Origin of the sequence: Saccharothrix carnea, from assembly GCF_003014735.1 — a bacterium.
GTDB lineage: Bacteria > Actinomycetota > Actinomycetes > Mycobacteriales > Pseudonocardiaceae > Actinosynnema > Actinosynnema carneum.
This window is the reverse complement of the sequence record NZ_PYAX01000012.1, coordinates 188,716-209,060: the sequence shown is the minus strand read 5'-3', so window position 1 is coordinate 209,060 and position 20,345 is coordinate 188,716. Positions and strand designations below refer to the sequence as shown.

At 71.6% G+C, this 20,345-nt stretch carries 19 protein-coding genes and 1 pseudogene; 5 read left to right on the top strand and 15 right to left on the bottom strand.

Annotated features, from left to right (window positions below):
* Positions 1–101 precede the first annotated feature (101 nt).
* The 8 genes and pseudogenes from B0I31_RS30680 to B0I31_RS30645 form a co-directional block, all read right to left on the bottom strand.
* Positions 102–1,271: a nucleotide disphospho-sugar-binding domain-containing protein gene (locus B0I31_RS30680; RefSeq protein ID WP_106618869.1), complete on the bottom strand. Its 1,170-nt coding sequence runs from the start codon at positions 1,269–1,271 to the stop codon at positions 102–104.
* A 155-nt stretch (positions 1,272–1,426) separates the two neighbouring features.
* On the bottom strand, positions 1,427–2,110 hold the full coding sequence (locus B0I31_RS42110; RefSeq protein ID WP_181320541.1) for a hypothetical protein: 684 nt from the start codon (positions 2,108–2,110) through the stop codon (positions 1,427–1,429).
* 95 nt (positions 2,111–2,205) lie between these two features.
* Positions 2,206–2,391, bottom strand: a pseudogene (locus B0I31_RS43145) (hypothetical protein); the annotation flags it as partial.
* Between the two features lie 32 nt (positions 2,392–2,423).
* Positions 2,424–3,473 (bottom strand): hypothetical protein, encoded by a 1,050-nt coding sequence (locus B0I31_RS30665; RefSeq protein WP_106618866.1) that lies wholly within the window; start codon positions 3,471–3,473, stop codon positions 2,424–2,426.
* Positions 3,474–3,522: 49 nt separating this feature from the next.
* Positions 3,523–4,236, bottom strand: a complete 714-nt coding sequence (locus B0I31_RS30660) for a class I SAM-dependent DNA methyltransferase (RefSeq protein WP_106618865.1) — start codon at positions 4,234–4,236, stop codon at positions 3,523–3,525.
* 46 nt (positions 4,237–4,282) lie between these two features.
* Complete coding sequence (gene rfbA, locus B0I31_RS30655) at positions 4,283–5,179, bottom strand: glucose-1-phosphate thymidylyltransferase RfbA (protein WP_106618864.1); 897 nt, start codon at positions 5,177–5,179, stop codon at positions 4,283–4,285.
* Positions 5,176–5,985: an SDR family NAD(P)-dependent oxidoreductase gene (locus B0I31_RS30650; protein WP_106618863.1), complete on the bottom strand. Its 810-nt coding sequence runs from the start codon at positions 5,983–5,985 to the stop codon at positions 5,176–5,178. Before B0I31_RS30650 ends, rfbA begins: the two co-directional genes overlap by 4 nt.
* A gap of 79 nt (positions 5,986–6,064) precedes the next feature.
* Positions 6,065–7,120: a hypothetical protein gene (locus B0I31_RS30645; RefSeq protein WP_146174001.1), complete on the bottom strand. Its 1,056-nt coding sequence runs from the start codon at positions 7,118–7,120 to the stop codon at positions 6,065–6,067.
* 290 nt (positions 7,121–7,410) lie between these two features.
* Here B0I31_RS30645 and B0I31_RS30640 point away from each other — a divergent pair, with 290 nt between their 5' ends.
* The 4 genes from B0I31_RS30640 to B0I31_RS30625 all read left to right on the top strand — a co-directional run bounded on the left by B0I31_RS30640 (position 7,411) and on the right by B0I31_RS30625 (position 12,075).
* A complete protein-coding gene (locus tag B0I31_RS30640; RefSeq protein WP_342751516.1) occupies positions 7,411–8,313 on the top strand; it encodes an NADP-dependent oxidoreductase in 903 nt (300 codons plus the stop codon).
* A 149-nt stretch (positions 8,314–8,462) separates the two neighbouring features.
* Entirely contained in the window at positions 8,463–9,884 is a 1,422-nt protein-coding gene (locus B0I31_RS30635) for a DHA2 family efflux MFS transporter permease subunit (RefSeq protein WP_106618860.1), read from the top strand.
* A 185-nt stretch (positions 9,885–10,069) separates the two neighbouring features.
* Positions 10,070–10,630 (top strand): hypothetical protein, encoded by a 561-nt coding sequence (locus B0I31_RS30630; RefSeq protein WP_146174000.1) that lies wholly within the window; start codon positions 10,070–10,072, stop codon positions 10,628–10,630.
* 8 nt (positions 10,631–10,638) lie between these two features.
* On the top strand, positions 10,639–12,075 hold the full coding sequence (locus tag B0I31_RS30625; RefSeq protein WP_106618858.1) for a multicopper oxidase family protein: 1,437 nt from the start codon (positions 10,639–10,641) through the stop codon (positions 12,073–12,075).
* A gap of 94 nt (positions 12,076–12,169) precedes the next feature.
* Here B0I31_RS30625 and B0I31_RS30620 read toward each other — a convergent pair whose 3' ends face one another.
* A complete protein-coding gene (locus B0I31_RS30620; protein ID WP_106618857.1) occupies positions 12,170–13,012 on the bottom strand; it encodes an AfsR/SARP family transcriptional regulator in 843 nt (280 codons plus the stop codon).
* A gap of 602 nt (positions 13,013–13,614) precedes the next feature.
* Between B0I31_RS30620 and B0I31_RS30615 the strand changes: the two genes are divergently transcribed.
* On the top strand, positions 13,615–14,454 hold the full coding sequence (locus tag B0I31_RS30615; protein ID WP_245950559.1) for an AfsR/SARP family transcriptional regulator: 840 nt from the start codon (positions 13,615–13,617) through the stop codon (positions 14,452–14,454).
* Positions 14,455–14,545: 91 nt separating this feature from the next.
* Here B0I31_RS30615 and rfbH read toward each other — a convergent pair whose 3' ends face one another.
* From rfbH to B0I31_RS30585, 6 genes are all read right to left on the bottom strand, one after another.
* Positions 14,546–15,847 carry a lipopolysaccharide biosynthesis protein RfbH gene (gene rfbH, locus B0I31_RS30610; RefSeq protein WP_106618855.1) on the bottom strand — a complete coding sequence of 434 codons (1,302 nt, stop codon included), beginning with the start codon at positions 15,845–15,847 and terminating at the stop codon, positions 14,546–14,548.
* On the bottom strand, positions 15,840–16,838 hold the full coding sequence (locus B0I31_RS30605) for a Gfo/Idh/MocA family protein (RefSeq protein WP_245950558.1): 999 nt from the start codon (positions 16,836–16,838) through the stop codon (positions 15,840–15,842). The genes rfbH and B0I31_RS30605 overlap by 8 nt, the downstream gene beginning before the upstream one ends.
* Positions 16,839–16,906: 68 nt before the next feature.
* Positions 16,907–17,479, bottom strand: coding sequence for an NADPH-dependent FMN reductase (locus B0I31_RS30600; RefSeq protein ID WP_106618854.1), 573 nt, complete (start codon positions 17,477–17,479; stop codon positions 16,907–16,909).
* A complete protein-coding gene (locus B0I31_RS30595; RefSeq protein ID WP_106618853.1) occupies positions 17,473–18,054 on the bottom strand; it encodes a flavin reductase family protein in 582 nt (193 codons plus the stop codon). The genes B0I31_RS30600 and B0I31_RS30595 overlap by 7 nt, the downstream gene beginning before the upstream one ends.
* Positions 18,055–18,061: 7 nt before the next feature.
* Positions 18,062–19,357 carry an NDP-hexose 2,3-dehydratase family protein gene (locus B0I31_RS30590; protein WP_106618852.1) on the bottom strand — a complete coding sequence of 432 codons (1,296 nt, stop codon included), beginning with the start codon at positions 19,355–19,357 and terminating at the stop codon, positions 18,062–18,064.
* Positions 19,358–19,461: 104 nt separating this feature from the next.
* Positions 19,462–20,307, bottom strand: a complete 846-nt coding sequence (locus tag B0I31_RS30585; protein ID WP_106618851.1) for an oxidoreductase — start codon at positions 20,305–20,307, stop codon at positions 19,462–19,464.
* Positions 20,308–20,345 lie beyond the last annotated feature (38 nt).

Sequence of the window (20,345 nt, the reverse complement as noted above, 5' to 3'; positions counted from 1 at the left end):
GGGTGTACCGTCCACCGCCCACGAGACCGGTGCTCCCGGCAGCCGACCGGTTGCGAGAAGGATGGGACCTCCAGTTAACCCGAGGTATAGGGTGACACCCGTCACACCGAAGTCGTGGTGCGGGTCAGGTCCACCAGACGGGGGACCAAGGCGTCCGGACCGGGCTGCGCGGCCAGGTCCGCGGCGGCGGTAGCGACCGACGCGGCCAGGTCGGCGTCGTGCAGCAGCGCTTCGACGACGGTCCGGTCGACGTCCTGCGGCTCCCGGCTCATCCCGAGCCCGCAGCGCTCGATCATCGCGGCGTTGATCCAGTTGTCCGCGCCGTGCGGCATGACCAGCTGCGGGACACCGGCGTGCGCGGAGGCCAGCGTGGTGCCCGAGCCGCCGTGGTGGACGATCCCGTCGCACGACCGCAGCAGCGTGCTCAACGGGGTCCAGCCGACGACGCGCACGTTGTCGGGCAGGGTGCCGAACCCGTCCAGCTCCGGGTCGTCGCCCAGCGCCAGGACGAACTCCGCGTCCACCCCGTCGATCGCGCCCAGCAGGCCCTCCAGGCTGCCGACGCCCGCCACATGCGGGACGGTCGTGCCCAACGTGACGCACACCCTCGGGCGACGCTTCGGCTCCACCAGCCACCCCGGCAGTTCACCGCCGCCGTGGTAAGGCACGAACCGCATCGTCAACCCCTCGCCCCGGCCGTGCATCATGTGCTCGGGAGCGATGTAGACCGACGTGACCGAGGGCAGCTCGACCGGCACGCCGAACCGCTCGAACAGACCGGCCAGGTGCGGCAGGAAGCGTGCGGGCATGTCGCCCTCGCGCAGGAAGCTGAACCCGTGCTCCACCGCCGGCACGTCGAGCGCACGGGCGGCGAGCAGACCGGCGCCCTGCAACCGGGAGTAGACCACCAGGTCCGGCCGCCAGTCCTTGGCCACTTCCAGGGTCCGCTCGGCCATCACGGCGCTGACCTCGCCGAACTTCTTCAGGATGATCTCGGGCGTCGCCTGGGAGTCGACCATGGCCAGCCCGCGCTCCCGCATGGCCTTCGCCCGCACCTCCCGTGGGCCGACCCGCGGGAAGATCGCGTCGAACCGGGCCTGCGCGCCGGGCGAGACGTCGACCACGGGGAACCCCGCCTGGACGGCCGCGCCGACCGACTCGCCGGAGGTCGCGAACAGGACGTCGTGCCCGGCGGTGCGCAGCGCCCACGCCAGGCCGATGGCCGGGTAGACGTGGTCGAGTCCCGGGGACATGGTGAACAGAACGCGCATTGCGTCGACCTCGATCCGCTGGGCGGTGGCTGTTTCCCGACTGTCGACCCGACGATGCCCGCCGACGTTCAACGCCTGCTCAAGAACCGCCGGCAGGGCAGGAAGAAGGCCCCGGGAGCGGTGTGCTCCCGGGGCCTTCGCCGAACGGTGGTCGCCTACCTCGGAGCACGCCACAGCGTGGCGCTCGTCGTGCCCGCGGACGTGGAGGTGGAGCCCACCGCCACGCCGTCACCGGTGACGGCGTAGGCCTCGCCGGGTGGGCCGAGCGCGACGACCTCGCCGGAAGGGCTCCAGCGGACCGGTCGCGAGACGCCCGTGGCCGACGTGGAGCAGCCCACGGCCCAGCCGTCGTCCACCGCGTACGCCGCGGCGGCGACGTCGCCGGGCAGGGCGGGCAGTTCCACGACCGAGCCGTCCTCGCGCCATCGCACGGCGTGCGTCGGCGAATCGGCCGAAGCGTGGGACGTGCCGACCACGACACCGTGCTCGTCCACCGAGAACGCCTTGCTCCAGGCGTGGTCCGGCAGGGCGCCGAGCGCGGTGACCGCACCGGACTCGTCCCACCGCACCGCGCGGGTCGTGCCGTCCGGGGTGGACGACAACCCGACCGACGTACCGGCGCCGTTGATCCAGCCCGCGCCGGTCCCGACGTCACCGGGCAGCGGGGGCAGCCGGGTCAACGCGCCGGACCGGTTCCACCGCACCGCGTTCAGCACGCCGTCCGCGGTGAGCGAGACCCCGACAGCGGTGCCGGCGTCGTTGATCGCGTAGGCCCGGTCGAGCACGGCACCCGGCAGCCCGCGCAGCTCGGCGGTCCTGCCGCGCCGGTCCCACCGCACCGCGCGCTGGCGCTCCCCGGTGTGTACGACCGGCCCACCGCCACGCCGTGGTCGTTGACCGTGTACGCGGTGCTCTCGGTGTCACCCGGCAGGGTGCCCAGGTCGGTGGGGACGCCCCGGTCCCAGCGCACCGCGCGTGGCCCGGTGCCGGCCGCGTCCGAGAAACCGACGACCGTGCCGCGGTCGTTGATCCCGTACGCCCAACTGGTGGTCCCGCCCGGTAGCGTTCCTAAGTGGATGGTTCCGGTGGCGGCGGTGGCGGTTCCGCCCGAGGCGAGCACCAACGCCACCGCGACCAGCGGAACCCACCGCGTCAGCACGCCCACAGCGTCGCGCGGGTCCTGCCGTCCGCCGCGGTGTGGAACCCGACCACCGCGCCGTTGCGGCCCACCGCGTACGCCTCGGCCGCGCCCGCCCCGGCGGACGGCAGCACGGACACGACACCGGCGGGGCTCCAGCGGACCGCCCGGTGCACGCCGGCGGGGGTGCTCGACCAGCCGACGACCCAGCCGTCCCGGTTCACCCCGTACGCCGCCGTGCCGACGTCACCCGGCAGCGCGGGCAGTTCGGTGACCGTCCGGCCGTCGAGGCTCCACCGCACCGCGTGCGAAACGCCGTCCGGGGTGTAGGAGTTCCCGACCGGCAGGCCCGCGTCGCTGATCGCGCTGGACTGCCCGGAGCTGTGGCCGGGCACCACCGCGAGCCGGGTCACGGCACCGCTCGGTCGCCACAGCACCGGCCGCGCCACGCCTTCGGCGGTCAGGGAGAACCCGGCCACGACACCGGCCGCGTTGACCCAGCCGGCCGCCGCACCGGTGTCGCCGGGCAGCGGGGACAGCTCGGCGGCCTGGCCGGTCGGGCTCCACCTCATCGCGTGGTACCCGCCGGCGACCACGGAGATGCCCACCGCCGTGCCGTCGTCGTTGATGGAGTAGCCGCGGGCGATGGTGGCACCGGGCAGGCCCGGCAGCTCGGTCGGCCGGCCCGCGCCGTCCCAGCGCACGGCGCGGTTGTGCGTGCCGGGCAGCACGGACCGGCCGATGACGGTGCCGGCGCGGTTCACGCCGTACGCGGTGCTGTCGGTGTCGCCCGGCAGCGTGCCGAGGTCGGTCGGCACGCCGTTGTCCCAGCGCACCGCGCGGTTCGCGCCGGACGCCGTGGACGAGTAGCCGACCACCACGCCCCGCTCGCCGATCCCGTACGCGCCACCGGTCGTGCCGCCGGGCAGGGCGGCCAACTCGTGGCCGACCGGTGCGGTGGTGGCCGTCGCGGACGTCGCCGCACCGGTGGTCAGCGCCGCCGCCAGCACGGCGACGCCGAGGAAGCGCGGTAACCGCGCGGGTGATCCGGACTCGATCCTCACGTCGTTCCCCCAGTCCTGGAGCGGTTGGTGTGTGCCGGAAGGCGGGCGGTCATTCCGCGACGCCGACGAAGAAGCCCGGCCCGGAGCCCTCGGAGCCGACGAACTCCGGCTTGAGGCCCGCCTGGCGGAAGGCCCGCTCGTAGTCGTCCCGGGCGAACAGCGTCAGCCGGTCGACCTCGCTGCGGTGGTGCACGCCGACGCCGCCCTCGGCCACCACGTAGTGGATCTCCATGCGGGCCGCGTCACCGTCCAGGGTGGAGTGCGACACCCGCGAGATGGTGCGGTTGCCCACCGTGAAGGCGTGGCCGGACACGTGGCCGTCCAGGAAGTTCTCCGGGAAGTACCACGGTTCGATCACCAGCACGCCGCCGGGCGACAGGTGACGCGCCATGCTCACCAGCGCGCGGTCGAGGTCCACTGTGGACCGCAGGTAGCCGATCGAGCTGAACATGCACACCAGCGCGTCGAACTCGCGGCCGAGGCGGAAGTCCCGCATGTCGGCCAGGTGCAGCGGCACGCCCGGCAGCCGCCGTCGCGCCACGGCCAGCATCGGCTCGGCCAGGTCGACGCCTTCGACGTGGTCGAACACCGAGGCGAACGCGGCCAGGTGCAGGCCGGTGCCGCAGGCCACGTCGAGCAGCGAGGTCGGGTCCGCGGTGCGCTCCCGCACGAGCCGGGCCACCAGTTCGGCCTCGGCCCGGTAGTCCTTGCGGTCCTGGTAGAGCAGGTCGTAGAGGTCGGCTTCGCCGTCGTTGAGGTACATCGGGCACTCCGCATCGTGGTCGTGGACATCGCGGCGGCGGAGCCGTTCAGGCCGACCGCGCGCCGAGCCGCGCCGGTTCCGCCGCCGCCACTCGCATCACGTACTCGCCGTACGCCGAACCGGCGAGCTGCTCGCCGAGTCGGTGGCAGGCCGCCCCGTCGATGAAGCCCATCCGCAGCGCGACCTCCTCGACGCACGCGATGCGGATGCCCTGCCGGTTCTCCATGACGCGCACGTACTCGGCCGCCTCCAGCAGCGACTCGTGCGTGCCGGTGTCGAGCCAGGCGAAGCCGCGGCCGAGGTTCTCCAGCCTGGCCCGGCCGCGGTCGAGGTAGACCCGGTTGACGTCGGTGATCTCCAGCTCACCGCGCGCGGAGGGCCGCACGCCGCGGGCGATGTCCACCACGTCGTTGTCGTAGAGGTACAGGCCGGTGATCGCGTGGTTCGAGCGCGGGTGGGCGGGCTTCTCCTCCAGGGAGATCAGCCGTCCCCCGGCGTCCACCTCGCCGACGCCGTAGCGCTCCGGGTCGCGCACCTCGTAGCCGAACAGCACGCAGCCGTCGAGGTCACGCCTGGCCCGCCGCAGCAGCTCGGGGAAACCGCGGCCGTGGAACAGGTTGTCGCCCAGCACCAGCGCCACCGGGTCCGCGCCGATGTGGTCGGCGCCGATCAGGAACGCGTCGGCCAGGCCGCGCGGCTCGTCCTGCACGGCGTAGTCGATGGACAGGCCGAGCCTGCCGCCGTCGCCGAGCAGCCGGCGGAAACCGTCGAGGTCCGGCGGCGAGCAGATCACCAGGATCTCCCGGATGCCCGCCAGCATCAGCACCGACAGCGGGTAGTAGACCATCGGCTTGTCGTAGACGGGCAGGAGCTGCTTGGACACGCCCAGGGTGGCCGGGTGCAACCGCGTCCCGCGCCCGCCCGCGAGGATGATCCCCTTCACCGCGCCACCCCCGGCGCCGGCTCCAGCACGCGCATCCGCTGGACGAGCAGCTCGCGCTCGCGCACCTCGTCGGCACGGGTCAGCAGCACGTCGAGGTCGTCGAAGACCGACAGGTACCGGCCGTGCAGCGCGTCGTACCGGCCCGAGGCGAGGTCGACCACCAACCGGCCGCTCCACTCGACCGGAGTCCACTCCTGGTCGGGGTAGCGGGCGACGAAGGAACTGGTCAGCGCGGTCTTCACGGTGCCGGGCGAGATGGTGAACGCCCGCACCGAACTGCCCGCGGCGGCCAGCGACTCGGTGAGCGACTCCGTGACGCGGACGAGCACGTTCTTGCTCAGCGGGTACGGGTTGAGCGGACCGGGCAGCACCCCGCTGTCGCTGCCGACCGTGATCACGCGGCCGATGTCGCGGGCGACCATGGTGGGCAGCACGGCGCGGGCGCACACCAGCGGGCCGCGCACGTTCACGTCGAACACCCGCCACCAGTCGGCGAAGTCGGACTCCCACAGCGGCGGCTGGCCCGGCACGTACACGGCGGCGTTGTTCACCAGCAGCGTCACCGGCCCGAAGCGGTCGGCGACCCGGTCGACGGCCGCGCCCACCGCCCGCTCGTCGGTCATGTCCGCGGTGACGGGCAGCACCCGACCCGGCGGTGCCAGCGCCGCGGTCTCCTCCAGTTCCGCACCGGTCCTGGCCAGCACGGCCACCCGGCTGCCCGCCGCGGCCAACGACAGCGCGATCTGCCTGCCGATGCCCCGACCCGCGCCGGTCACCAGCGCGACCTGGTCGGACAAGTCCGTCATGCGCGTCCCCCGATGTCGGTGTGGGAGGTCCGCGCGGGCGGCCGGAGCCTGCCCGCGCGGACCCGGAGGCGTCCGCCGCTCAGTTGTAGAGCGCCGCGTGGATCTTGTTGGTGCGGGTGGTCATCACGCCGACGGCGGTGCGCCGCTCGTTGATCATGTAGCCCTCGCTGGCCGTGGTGGTGGGCACCATCAGCGAGATCTCACCCGCGGCGTTCCACCGGACGGCGCGCTTCACGCCGATCGGGTTCATCGAGTAGCCGGTGGCGGAACCGTCGTTGCTCACGCCGTACGCGGCGGCGGCCACGTCACCAGGCAGCATCGGCAGCTCGGTGACCTTGCCCTCGCTGTTCCACTTCACCGGGTGGGTGAAGCCGCCCTTGTCGATCGCCGCGCCGACCGGGATGCCCGTGTCGCTCAGGGCGTACGCCTTGTCGATGGTCGGGCCGGACGGCAGGGTCAGGTTTTCCAGCAGCCGCGGCGCCGGATCGGCCTCCGGGCCCCACAGCACGGCTTCCGAGCCCCAGAACCCGGACGTGGTGCCGCCCGCGTTGATCCAGGCCGAACCGCTGAACGGCTCGCCCTCGCCGAGGCCGCGCAACTTGGTCAGCGTGCCGTCCTTGTTCCAGCGGACCGCCTGGAACACGTTGGCCGCGTTGCTGGACACGCCCACGACGGTGCCGATGTCGTTGATCGCGTAGGCGCGGTTGAGCTTGGCGCCGGGCAGGGTGGGCAGCTTGGTCATCCGACCCGCCTCGTCCCACACGGTGGCCGCTTCCTCCACCACGTGGCCGTTGTAGGACCGGCCCGCCACGACACCCGAGTTGTTGATGGTGAAACCGCTGCTCTCGGCGTACCCGGGCAGCACGCCGAGGTTCTGGATGCGGCCACTGGCGTCCCAGCGCACGGCGCGCGACTTGCCACCGGCGATCTCCGAGAACCCGGCGACCACGCCGTGGTCGTTGATGCCGTAGGCCCAGCTCAGTTCACCGCCGGGCAACGTGCCCAGGTCCCGGGGACCGGCGTTCTGCGCGGCGGGGTCGGCGCTCGCGGTGCCGGACACCGCCACGGCCGTGGCGGCGAGCGCCGCGACCAGCAGCTTCGCCATTGATGTGGTCCGGACGTCGGTAAGCGTCATATCCGTCCTTTTCGTGGTACCGGGAGCATCGACTGCGGCAGACATCCCCAGTGATTCGTTCCTCGGACAGTGCGGAAGTCTGGCCGCCGGGTCTGAAGTGCGACCACACGAACGGCTCAAGGTCTGCTTGAGCCGCCGTGCGGAGTACCTTGGAGAGGGGTTGACCGCGTGGTACGGTCGCGGTCGGAGTGGGTCGCCCACCGCCTTGTCGTGCGCACCGCATTCGTCGTCGTCCTATTCCGACACCGCAACGGCAATGGCCGTGATGGGGGATTCTTTTCGTGAGAGCTGTGACCTTTTCGACTTATGGCCCGCCCGAAGTCCTGAAGGTGGTCGAGCTGGCCGAGCCGACGGCCGGCGCGGGCCAGGTCCGGGTCCGGGTGAAGGCGGCCGGCGTGATGCCGTTCGACGTCCGGGCGCGCGAGGGCGGGTTCCCCACCGCCCTGACCGGTGACTTCCCGATCGTGCCCGGCAACGAGTTCGCCGGGGTCGTCGACCAGGTCGGCGAGGGCGTCGACACCGTCGCGGTGGGCGACGCCGTGCTGGGCTTCGCCACGCTGCGCAGCTACGCCGAGTTCGTCGTCGTGAGCGCCGACCAGGTGGTGGCCAAGCCGTCCGGGATGCCCTGGGAGGTGGCCGGCGCGTTCTCCGGCGCGGCGCAGGGCGCGCACATGGCGCTGGAGCAGATGAAGGTCGCACCGGGGGAAACGGTCCTGGTCAACGGCGCGGCGGGTGGTCTGGGCACGATGACCGTGCAGCTCGCCGCCCGGCGTGGCGCGGCGTTGGTGATCGGCACGGCGCACCCGGACAACCACGAGTACCTCCGGGCGCTGGGCGCGGTGCCGGTGGCCTACGGCGACGGTCTGGTCGACCGCGTCCGCGAGGTGGCGCCGGACGGCGTCGACGGTTCGCTGGGCGCGGCCGTCGACGGCCTCAAGGCCGCCGTGGCGGTCACCAAGGACATCGCCCGGGTGGTCACCATGGTCCACACCGAGGAGATCGCCGCGCTGGGCGTGCACAACTGGACCGGTGTGCGCAGCGCGGCCCGGCTCACCGAGATGGTCGACCTGTACCGCCGGGGGTTGCTGCACGTGCACCTGAGGGCGGTCTACCCGGTGGATTCCGCCGTGGAAGCGCACCGTGACGCCGGCAGCGGCCACGGTCGGGGCAAGGTGGTGCTCACCCTGGGGTGAGCGACGGGTAATGCGACCGGTGCCGCCGGAAGAATCGGCGGCACCGGTTTCCGGCATTCCACCGGAAAGCTTCGGTATACCCACCGGCAAATGGCTGAACCGGGGTACCGGGCGGTATCGGGTGAAATTTTCACCGCTATTGTCGCGGCATGGTCGCCGAAGGCAGGCAGAAACTGGACCGGCCGCTCGTCGTGCTGGCCGGGACGGTCGTGGTCGGCGCGGTGGCCGCGCTGCTGGACACCACCATCGTCGGGGTCGCGCTCGACGCCATCGCCCGGGACTTCGGCACGACCGACGGCTCGGTCGTCTGGGTCACCACGTCCTACCTGCTCAGCCTGGCGCTGATCACGCCGCTGGTGGGGTGGGGTGCCGACCGGTTCGGGTCCACCACCATGTGGCACTTCGCGATCGTCTCGTTCCTGGTCGGGTCGGTCCTGTGCGCTCTCGCGTGGGACACCACGAGCTTGGTGGTGTTCCGGGCCTTGAAGGGCATCGGCGGCGGGATGGTCCTGCCGCTGTGCCAGGCGATCCTGGCGCGGGCGGCGGGGCCGGAGCGGTTCGGCCGGGCGATGAGCCTGGTCTCGATACCGGGCCTGGCGGCGCCGGTGCTCGGGCCGGTGGTCGGCGGGTTCATCGTCGACGGGCTCGGTTGGCGCTGGGTGTTCCTGATCAACGTGCCGTTGTGCCTGCTCGCGCTGGTGCTGGCCCTGCGCTTCATGCCCGCGAACGGGCCGCGGCGCGCCACGTCGGTGGACTGGGTCGGCATGCTGCTGCTGCCGCCGGGGCTGGTGCTGGTGGTCTACGGGTTCTCCCGGATCGACTCGCCGTCCGCGTTCACCGACCCGGTGGTGGCTTCGGTGCTGCTGGTCGGCGTCGGGCTGATCGCGTGGTTCTGCGTGCACGCCCTTCGGGTGCCCGAACCCCTGGTGAACCTCCGGCTGTTCCGCTTCCGCGGGTTCTCGTCGTCGGCGGCGCTGACGTTCCTGCACGGCGTCGGCAGCTACGCGCCACTCGTCGTGCTGCCCCTGTTCTTCACCCGCGTGGGTGGGCACGACGCGGCGACCACCGGCTGGCTGCTCGCACCGCAGGGCGCGGGCACGCTGCTGGCGGTGATCTTCGCGGGCGTGCTGGCCGACCGCTACGGCGCCCGACCGCTGGTGCTGACCGGTGTGGTGGGCACCATCGCGGGCACGGTGGTGTTCACGCAGCTCTCGGCCCAACCGCACGAGGTGCTGCTCGGCGCGTCCCTGTTCGTGCGCGGACTCGGCCTCGGGCTCATCGGCATCTCCGTGCTGACCGCCGCGTACCGGGGCATGGCGGCCGACGACATCGCCCAGGCCACTGGCGCGATCAGCATCGTGCAGCGGTTGGGCGCTTCGGCGGGTGCGGCCGGGGTGGCGGTCGTGCTGGCCGTGGCGCTGGCGTCGATCTCACCTACGGCGGCGGGTACGGAGGTCGCGGGGGCGTACGGCGAGACGTTCTGGTGGGTGCTGGGCACGACGGTCCTGGCCCTGATCCCAGCCTTCGCAGTACCGCGCACGACCAAGCCCGCCACGGCGACGGCGGAGTAACGCGCCACCGAGCCGGACCGGCGGCGTGCGGCAGGCGGGCCTCGGGCGGGACGGCCGGGGTGGAGTGGACCCGGCGGTCCCGTGGTGGGTGGGGGTGGGCGTCGAGCGATCTTCGAGTGGGTCCCGAGTGGGAGCGGCGACGATTCAGCCGTAACCCGGAATTCCGCACGTCGGTTGGTGGACTCATGCCCGGAAGACCCAGTGCGTGGCCGCTGGTCGTGCTCGGCGCGGCGCAGGCGGCGGTGATCGCGATGGTGGTCGTGGGTGTGGTGGACGACTACCGGGGGGTGCGCGTGGCGAATGCCGGGGCCGGGCACGGTGCGGGCCACGGCGGCACGCCGGCCGGGCCGGCGCCGATCGTGGGCGAACCGCTCCCCCACTACGCGGGACTGGTGGCGTTCGCCGCCTACGCGGTGCTGTTCACCCTGCCCGCCGCGGTGGTCGTCGCGAGGTCGCTGGTGTCACGCCGGCGGCGGGCCGACGACCTGGTCGCACGCCTGGTGTTCGCGTTCGCCGCGGGCGTCGCGGGCGCGGTGGCCGCCGTCGCCACGAGCTGGGTGGCGGTGCGCGCCACCACCGGCGGGCTCGACGTGCTGCCGGAGGTGGCGGCGGTCGGTGCGGCGGGCGCGTTCCGGTACAGCGTGCTGCTCGCGCTCGTCGTGGCCGTCATCGGCGGCGCCCGGTGGCTCGCGGACCACCCCGGACCTGGCAAACCGGCCGACGTGCCGGCCGAACCCGCTCAGTGAGGCGAACAATGGCAACTCGCAGAGATGTGTTGAAGCTCGCCGTCGTCGGCGGGATCGTCGCCGCCGTCCCCGTCGAGGCCGCCGTGGCGGAGCTGACCTCGACGGCCGACCCGGCGTCCGCCACGCCGTTCGCGGCGGAGATGCCGGTGCCCACCGTGCTCCGGCCGACCTCGCGGACGCGCGACACCGACTTCTACGACATCAGGATGTTCGACACCACCGCGGAGGTCATCCCGGGCCTGGTGACCGGGGTGCGCACCTACAACGGCTCGTTCCCCGGCCCGACGATCCGCGCGGCGCGCGGCAGGCAGGTCGTCGTGCGCCACCACAACGGCCTGGCCGTCGACACGTCCGTGCACCTGCACGGCGGGCACGTCCCCGCCGGCCACGACGGCCACCCGATGGACCTGCTCAAGCCGGGCGCCACCAGGGAGTACCACTACCCGAACGCGCAGGCCGCGGCCTCGCTCTGGTACCACGACCACGCGCACGGGCTGGAAGCGGAGAACGTCTACCGGGGACTGCACGCGTCCTACGTGGTCACCGACGAGCACGAACGCGGCCTGAAGCTGCCCAGCGGCAAGTACGAGGTCGAGCTGCAGCTGCGGGACGCGCGGATCGAGCAGGACGGCACGCTGACCTTCACCCGCGCCCAGTCCCGGCCGCACCTGCTGGTCAACGGCCGGGAACGGCCGCATTTCCGGGTCGCCGCGCGCAAGTACCGCTTCCGCGTCTACAACGTCTCGGTCGACCGGTTCATGTCCCTGCGGCTCGCCGACGGCGGCGAGTTCGTCCAGATCGGCTCGGACGGTGGTTTCCTCGCCGCCCCGGTGGGGCTCACGGAGCTGCGGCTGTCCGCGGGCGAACGGGCCGACGTCGTGGTCGACTTCTCCCGGTACAAGCCGGGCACGTCGGTGGTGCTGCAGAACACCTCGGCGCTGGCGACCGAGAACCCCGACGTGCTGCGGTTCGACGTGGGCTTCCCGGCGTACGACGACAGCCGGGTGCCGCCGGTGCTGCTGGCCGCCGCCGCGCTGCCGCCGGCGACGGTCGAACGCCGATTCGTGCTCGAATGGAATGCGGCCCAGGCGCGGTACACCATCAACGGCCAGGTCTACGACCCCGCCCGGGTCGACGTGCAGGCGAAACTGGGCACCACGGAGATCTGGACGGTGGTGAACGCGGACGCACCAGCGCCCGCGCCGAACTTCCACCTCAACCACAACTTCCACACGCACCAGACGCAGTTCCGGGTGCTCGACCGCAACGGCGTGCCGGTCCGTCCCGCCGAGGCGGGACAAAAAGACGTGGTGATGGTGGCCCCGGGCGACACCGTGCGTTTGGCGTTGACCTGGAAGAACTTCACCGGGCGTTACGTGGTGCACTGCCACCAGCTCCCGCACTCCGATTACAGCCAGATGCTGGAAATCGAAATCACGGCGTAACACCCGCTAAACATAAGCCGGCCGCGGCGGGCACCTTTCCGGTGCCCCCGCGGCCGGTGTGGCTTGAACGGCGTGGCGCAAACGGCGTGGCGACTCAGGACAGCAGCCGCGAATGCAGCTCCTGGACCTCGCGCGACGGGTCGATACCGAGCTCGTCGTTCAACGTGCTGCGCAGGGAGCGGTATACGTGCAACGCCTCGCTGCGCCGGCCGCTGCGGTCCAGCACCATCATCAATTGCCAGTGGAACCACTCGTCGAGCGGGTGGGTGGCGGTCATCGCCCGCAGTTCACCGATCAGCTCCCGGTGCAGGCCCAGTTCCATCTCGGCCTCGATCGCGAATTGCTGCGTGTTGCGGCGCTGTTCCTGCAGGTCCACCACGTACGCGGACAGGTGGGCGCCCAGCCGGACGTTCACCAGCGGGTTCTCCGACCACAGGTCGAGGGCGGCCCGCAGCCTGGGCGCCGCCTCGGCGAACCGGTTCTGCTGCATCAGCGCCCTCCCCTCGTCGCGCAGCGCCCAGAACCGGTGCACGTCCAACTGCTCCGGCTCCACGTAGAGCGCGTAGCCGTGCGACCGGGTGACCAGCATGTCCTCGCCGTTCTCGGCCAGTCCTTCCCGGACGAACAGCCTGCGCAGCTGGTAGGCGTAGGTCTGGATGGTGGTCAGGGCGCTGCGCGGCGGGTCCTCGCCCCACAGCTCCTGGATGAGCGGTTCGGTGCGGACGGTCCGGTTGGCGCGCAGCAGCAGGAAGGCCAGCACCTGGAGGACCTTGGGTGCCTTCGGGGTGCAGTCGCGCTCACCCAGCCACACCTCGACGGGGCCGAGCACGGAGAACCTGACCGGACCCCGGTAACCCCCACCGGCGGTGCCATCGGGATCGCCGACCGGTGCCGGCGCGGACTCCCGGTCGTCGCCCGGGTCGAATTCTGATTCCATGAGTGTTGGAAACTCCCCCTGGCGTGACCTCGCGAAGAAGCATTCCGTCCGGCTTCCGCGATAATTGTCCAGTTGGACGCTAGCAGGACCCCGACGAGGCAGCAACGGCACCTCCCACCGCAGTCGGCGAGCCCGTTCACACGATTTCCACCAGGTGTGAACCGAGATGACCCGCGTCTCCCGACAAATATGAGGAGGATTGTCGATCGCAGGACTCGATGCCGACTCGAAGGTCACGCAATCAAGGCTTGAACCACAGCCGGTGACAAAGTGGCTGGGCCGAACGAAGGCCCGCCGGCGGAGGCGGCGCACCTCGTGACGGTCCGTGGACCCGAACTCGCGCGCGCCGGGCGTTCTTGCCGCTGCTCCGCAGGGCTGATAACGTTGTGCAGCCGATGGACAGCGGTGTGTATTTACCGGCAGCGAACCGGCACCGTGCTGCCCGGAGTTTCCGAGAAGACCCTGGGGGTCGACCACGCAATAGTTCATCGGCCGGCGGCTTTGCGCGTCGCCGTTCTCGTCTCGGCACGGAAACGCACAGCGCCTGCGCGTGCGACACGAAGACGATGATGGGGGATCGGACAGTGGTTTCCACGAGGTCTTTGGCGCTCGATCGCACCACCCGGCAGCACGGACCGATACCCGCGCCGGAACTGTCGGCGGGACGCCGGATCGACGACGAATCGGCGGGCAACCTCAGATTCCGCACGCTCGGCACGCTGCAGATCTGGAACGGGCACCGAACCTGCGCGCCGAAAACCCCGAAGGTGCTCCAAGTGCTGGCGCTGCTGCTGGTGCGGGCGAATCGCGCGGTCCGGACCGAGTCCCTGGTCCACGAGCTGTGGGGCGACAACCCGCCGCGCAGCGCGCTGACCACCATCCAGACCTACATCTACCAGTTGCGCAGGCTGTTCGAGCGGGAACAGCTCGCCCGCAGCGGTGACGACGTGCTCATCACCCGCGCACCCGGCTACGCCCTCGTGGTGGAACCGGGGCAGCTCGACCTCCAGGTCTTCGAGGAGCTGAGGGAACGGGGCAAGCGGCACTTCGCCCAGCGCCGGTTCGGCGAGGCGTCGGCGGACCTGCGCGCCGCGCTGCGGCTGTGGACGGAGAACCCGCTGGCCAACGTCAAGCTGGGCGCCGAGCTGGGTGCGTACGTGCTGGACCTGCAGGAGCGGCAGCGCAACACGCTGGAGCTCGCCATCGAGGCGGAGATGGAGCTCGGCCTGCACCGGGAACTGGTCGGCGAGCTGCGCGGCGTGGCCGCCGTCTACCCGCTCGACGAGTGGTTCCACCAGCAGCTCATGCGCGTGCTGGAGCGCAGTGGGCGGCGCAGCGACGCGTTGCGCGTGTACCGGTCGCTGCGCAGCGCGTTGAGCGACGAACTGGGCATCGACCCGTCACCGGAGACGCAGGCGCTGCACGGCCAGCTGCTCCAGTGACCCCGGCGGCCCCGGCGGCTCTGGTGGCGTGAACCCGAAGGGCGCCGGTGCGGACCTCCGCACCGGCGCCCTTCGCCGACGGTCCGGCACCTCAGGCGTTCGCCACCACGAAGTCCTTGATGGTGGTGGCGATGTGGTCGATCATCTCCGCGGTGAGGCTCGGGTACACGCCCACCCAGAACGTGTGCTCGGTGACGGTGTCGCTGTTCTCCAGCGTGCCGCTGACCCGGTGCTCCACGTCGACGTAGGCGGGGTGCCTGGTCAGGTTGCCGCCGAAGAACCGCCGGGTGCTGATCCGGTTGGCCTCCAGGTGGTCGGTCAGCGCGCGGCGGGTGTAGTTCGCCTCCGGGTCGACGGTGATGACGAAGCCGAACCAGCTCGGGTCGCTGCCGGGCGTCGGCTCCGGCATCCACAGGCCCGGCAGGCCGTCCAGGGCCGCCCGCATCCGCACCCAGTTCCGCCGGCGCGCCTCGCCGAACTCCCCGATCCGCCGCAGCTGCGTCAGGCCGAGCGCCGCCTGCAGGTCCGTCGACTTCAGGTTGTAGCCGACGTGGGAGAAGATGTACTTGTGGTCGTAGCCGTGCGGCAACGTGCCCAGCTGCTGGTCGAACCGCTTGAGGCACTTGTTGTCCTGCCCCGGCTCGCACCAGCAGTCGCGACCCCAGTCGCGCATCGACTCCACGATCCGGGCCAGCGCCAGGTTGTCCGTCGTGACGCAGCCGCCCTCCCCCGTGGTGATGTGGTGCGCGGGGTAGAAGCTGGTGGTGGCCAGGTCGCCGAACGTGCCGGTCAGCCTGCCCTTGTAGGTGGTGCCGACCGCGTCGCAGTTGTCCTCGACCAGGAACAGGCCGCGGTCCTGGGCGAGCTGCGCCATCTCCTCCACCGCGTACGGGTTGCCGAGCGAGTGGGCGATCATGATGGCCTTGGTGCGGGGTCCGATCGCCGCCTCCACCCGTTCCGGGGTGGTGTTGTAGGTGCCCAGCTCGATGTCCACGAACACCGGCACCATGCCGTTGTTGACGATCGGGTTGACCGTGGTCGGGAAGCCCGCCGCCACCGTGACGACCTCGTCGCCCGGCCGCAGCCGGTGCTCCTCCAGCAGCGGTGAGGTCAGCGCGCTGAGCGCGAGCAGGTTCGCCGACGAGCCGGAGTTGGTCAGGTGTGCCTTGCGCAGGCCGAAGTAGCGGGCGAACTCCCGCTCGAAGCGCTGCGAGCTGACGCCGGCGGCGATGCGCATCTCCAGCGCCGCCTCCACCAGCGCGACGCGGTCCTCCTCGTCCAGCGTGGCGCCGGAGGCCAGGAGCTGGGTCTCGCCGGGGCTGAAACCCGGGCGGGACCGCTCCACGTGGTACTTGCGCACGAGATCGAGGATGTGTGCCTTGGTGTCATCCATGCGGTGTCCCATCCGGTTGCTGGTTCGGTACGTGCCCGGCCGCACGGCGGCTGCTGTCCACGAGTCGGGCTTGGAGGACCGTGGTGGGGTCGGCGACGGGACCTTCGCGCACGGCCCGCGCGAACGCCGCGACCGCGTTGGCGCACTGGTCGTCGGCGGGCAGGGCGAACTCCTCGACGTGGTCCTGCCGGTCGAGCCGCAGGACCGGCCGGTGCGTGGAGGGCGGGGTGAACGCGTGGTCGAGCGTGAGCCTGCCGGTGCTGCCGAGCAGCTCGTAGCGCGACGTGTAGCGGTGTTCGAGGCCGAACGCCAGGTGGCCGATGACGTCGTCGGCGTCGCGCACCAGGACGCCGCCGCCGACGTCCACCCCCAGCGCGTGGTCGTGGCGCAGGGTCGCGCCCACCACGTCCAGGCCCGGGCCGAGCACCATCTGCGCGGCGCGCAGCGGGTAGGCGGCGACGTCGAACAGCGCGCCGCCACCGAGTGCGGGCTGGTAGCGGATGTCGCCGGGCGGACGCGGCGGGATGGCGAACGTCGAGGAGAACGACCGCAGCCGCCCGATGGCGCCGTCCGCCAGCAGCTCCAGCACCCGGCGGTGCTGCGCGTGGTGGACGAACATGAAGTTCTCCCGCAGCACCAGCCCGGCCCGGGTGGCGCGGTCGACCAGGTCGACGGTCTCCGCCAGGTCGGTGGTGAGCGGTTTCTCGGCCAGCACGTGCTTCCCGGCGTCCAGTGCCCGGCGGACCCACGGCGCGTGCAGGCCCGAGGGCAGCGGCAGGTAGACCGCGTCCACGTCCGGGCGTTCCAGCAGTGCCGCGTAGTCCTCGGCGACCGTGCCGCCGAACGCCTCGACGACCCGCAGGGCCCGTGCCGGGTCGCGGCTGGCGACGGCGGTGAGCTCGATGCCCTCGGTCGCCGCCACGGCGGGCAGGACGCGGCGGGTGGCCACGTCGGCACAGCCCATCAGGCCCAGGCGCAGGGGTGCGGTCACCTCTTCCGCTCCGCGGTGGTGTCCGGAATGGTGCGCATGACTTCCTCCTCTACGGCCGGCGTCGGCGCTCACGCCCGGAACGGCCGCTTCGCCCTGGCCTCGGCGAGCGAGACCGCCCACCAGGACAACTGGTCCAACATGGATTTCGCGGCCGCGTTGCACTCGGCCGGGTCGCGCGGGCTGCCGTCCGCGTCGAAGCTGCGCCACGCGCCGTGGAAGCTCACCGCCTCGCGGATGGTGACGGCGTTGACCTCGGCGAAGACCTGCCTCAGGTGCTCGACCGCGCGCAGGCCGCCGCCGCGCCCGCCGTAGGAGACGAACCCGACCGGCTTGGCCGCCCACTCGTCGAAGTACCAGTCGACGGCCGTCTTGAGGGCGGCCGGGAAGCTGTGGTTGTACTCCGGCGTCACGACCACGAAGGCGTCCGCCGCGTCGAGGACGTCACCCAGCTCGGAGACCACGTCCTGGCCCGGGATGCCGAGCACCTCCGGCAGCTTCGCCTCGGCGAGGTCGACCAGCGAGACGACCACGTCCTGCCTGGCCTCGGCCTGGGCGACGAACCACCTGGTCACGGTCGGCGCGAAGCGGCCCGCCCTGGTGCTGCCCATGATCACGGCCAGGCGGATGGGTTCGTTCACCATTGCTCTTCCTCGGATTCACGTCGTCCGCCGCCCGCGGCGCGACTGCCGGGTCGGTCGGTGCGATCGGGGTGCGCGGTGGCGGCGATACGGCGGAAACCGCGGTCGAAGAAGACCATCGGCTCGCCCGTGCCCAAGCGGGTCCAGCGGACCTCGCCGACCAGGATGGTGTGGTCGCCGGCCTCGTGCCTGCTGTGCACCGTGCACTCCAGCACCACCAGCGCCTCGTCCAGCACCACGTGGCCGGTGGCGGTGGAGCGGAACGCGCCGTCGCCGAACTTGTCCACGTCCTTGCGGGCGAACCGCTCCGCGATGTCGGCCTGCTCGGGCCGCAGCACGTTGACCGCGAACCCGTCGCGCTCGGCGAACACGGGGTGGCACGTCGCCGACCGGGCCAGGCACACGCCCACCAGCGGCGGGTCCAGCGACACCGAGCAGAACGCGCTGGCGGTGAAGCCGTGCGGCCTGCCCTCCGCGTCGAGCGTGGTGGTGATGGTGACCCCGCTGGGGAAGCGGGCCATCGCGTCCTTGAACCGGGCCGCGGCGAGCGCACCGGGGTCGTCGAGGTCGACGGTCATCGGTGCCTCACCGCGCGAGGCAGGTCAGCAACGACCGGGCGCCGACGTTGACGTGGTTGCCGTAGCGCACGAAACCGGTGAGCTGGTCCACCGTCATCCACGTGTAGTCCTCCGGCACCTCGGTCGGGAAGTCGTCGTCGGCCAGCACGACCTGGTACCGGTTCTCCGCGTGGTAGAACCGGCCGCCCTCCTCGGAGTGCACGACGTCGACCAGCACCCGCCCGGCGGACGCGGCCAGGACGTAGTCGAGGTAGCGGGGACGCAGGTCGCGGGGGAAGTCGTCGTAGTTCTCCGGGCAGCACGCGACGGTCGGCGACATCTCCACCACGTCGCCCGTGCCCGGCTCGGTGCGGGCGTGCACCAGCAGGTGCAGCACACCGTCCGGGCCGAACGGCTTGGCCACGAACGCGACCACACCGCGCGACGCGGGCGCGAACATGGGCTGCGACCAGCTGCCCACCTCCCGGTTGCTGGCCCGCGTGGAGATGCCGACGACCCGGAAGAACCGCTCGGACTCGTGGCTGACCGCGTCGGCCGACCTGATCCAGTTCTTCACGTCCGACAGCCGGATGACGCGCCGGTCCAGCGTGTAGCGGGACTTGGCCTCGGTGAACCAGCTCAGCAGCTCCTCGGTGGTGTGCCGGGCGCCTTCGTCGGCCGTGCCCGGCGCGAGGAACGGCATCCCGGACAGCACCGTGCGGGAGTCCATGTTCACCAGGTTCTCCACGTGCACGAGCTGCTGGAGCTGGTCGACGGAGAGCCAGCAGAAGTCGTCCCGGACGGTCACGTCACCGTCCGCCTCGATGATCATGTTGCGGTTGCGCTTGTTCAGGAACCACGAGCCCTGCTCCGACTGCAGCGAGTCGAACACCACCCGGCCGGACCGGGGTGACAGGAAGTGCTCCAGGTACGGCACGGGGTTGCCCTGGTGCACGCGGGTGTAGTTGCTCCTGGTCGCCTGGACCGTCGGCGACAGCTGGACCAGGTTGATGTTGCCGGGCTCCATCTTCGCCTGCATCAGGCAGTGCGGCACGCCGTCGAACTCCTTGACCAGGATGCCCAGGATTCCGATCTCCGGCTGCATGATGATCGGCTGCGTCCAGGAGGCCACCTCCCGGTGGTCGGTGTGCACCTCGATGCCCTCGACGGAGAAGAAGCGCCCGCTGGCGTGCGCCACGTTGCCGGTCTGCGGATCCGTGTGCCACCCGTCGAGCTCGTCCAGGCCCACCACGGACACCTCGTAGGAGTTCGCGGACCTCCGTTCGTCCAGCCAGTCGAAGAAACCCGCCAGGTTCTCGAACACGCTCGCCCTCCTCGCACTTCAGTGCGGACCACGTTCCCGCACCCACCTGGAGCGACTGCCAGCGCGCGCTTGAGGGCCACTAAATCCCTCTACTGTGGACGGTGCTACGCGGGGTGGTCGACCGAGCGGGCGAGCTCGTCCCAGCGGGACCACTCCTCGATCCGGTCGCGGTACACCTTCGGCGCGAAGTCGGCGCAGCCGCTGCCGAGCAGGAGGCGGCGCGGCGGTTCACCGCTGTCCAGCACGGCGAGCAGCGCTTCGGCCGCCTTGCGCGGGTCGCCGGGCTGGAGGTGGGCGTAGGCGCCCGACATGCCGATGCGGCGCTTGGCCAGCACCTCGTCGTACTCGGGCATCGGAGTGGCGCGGTCCATGCTGCCCGCGCTCCAGTCGGTGCGGAACTCGCCCAGTTCCACGATGGTCACGCCGATGCCGAACGCGGCGACCTCCTGCGCCAGCGCGTCGCTGAGCCCGTCGAGCGCCCACTTGCTGGCGCAGTAGGCGCCCAGGTTCGGGTACGCGGTCAGCGCGGCGATGCTGGAGATCTGGAACAGGTGCCCGGAGCGCTGTCCGCGCATCACGGGCAGGACGGCTTGGGCGCACCAAAGCGCGCCGAAGAAGTTCACGTCCATCTGGGCTCGGACCTGCTGCTCGGAGATCTCCTCCACCGCGCCGGACAGGCCGTAACCCGCGTTGTTCACCAGCACGTCCAGGCCGCCGACGCGGTCGGCCGCGGCGTTGACGGTGGCGAACACGGCGGCGCGGTCGGTGACGTCGAGGAGCATCGGGACCACTCGGTCGCCGTGCAGCTCCACCAGGTCGTGCAGGGTTTCCGGGGTGCGGGCGGTGGCCACGACGGTGTCACCGGCGTCGAGCGCCGCCTCGGTGAACGCCCGGCCCAGGCCGCGGGAGGCACCGGTGATCAGCCATCTGCGAAGGGGTTTCCGGCTCATGGTTCGACTGTGCCGCCGGCGGCTCGAGGACCGCTGGA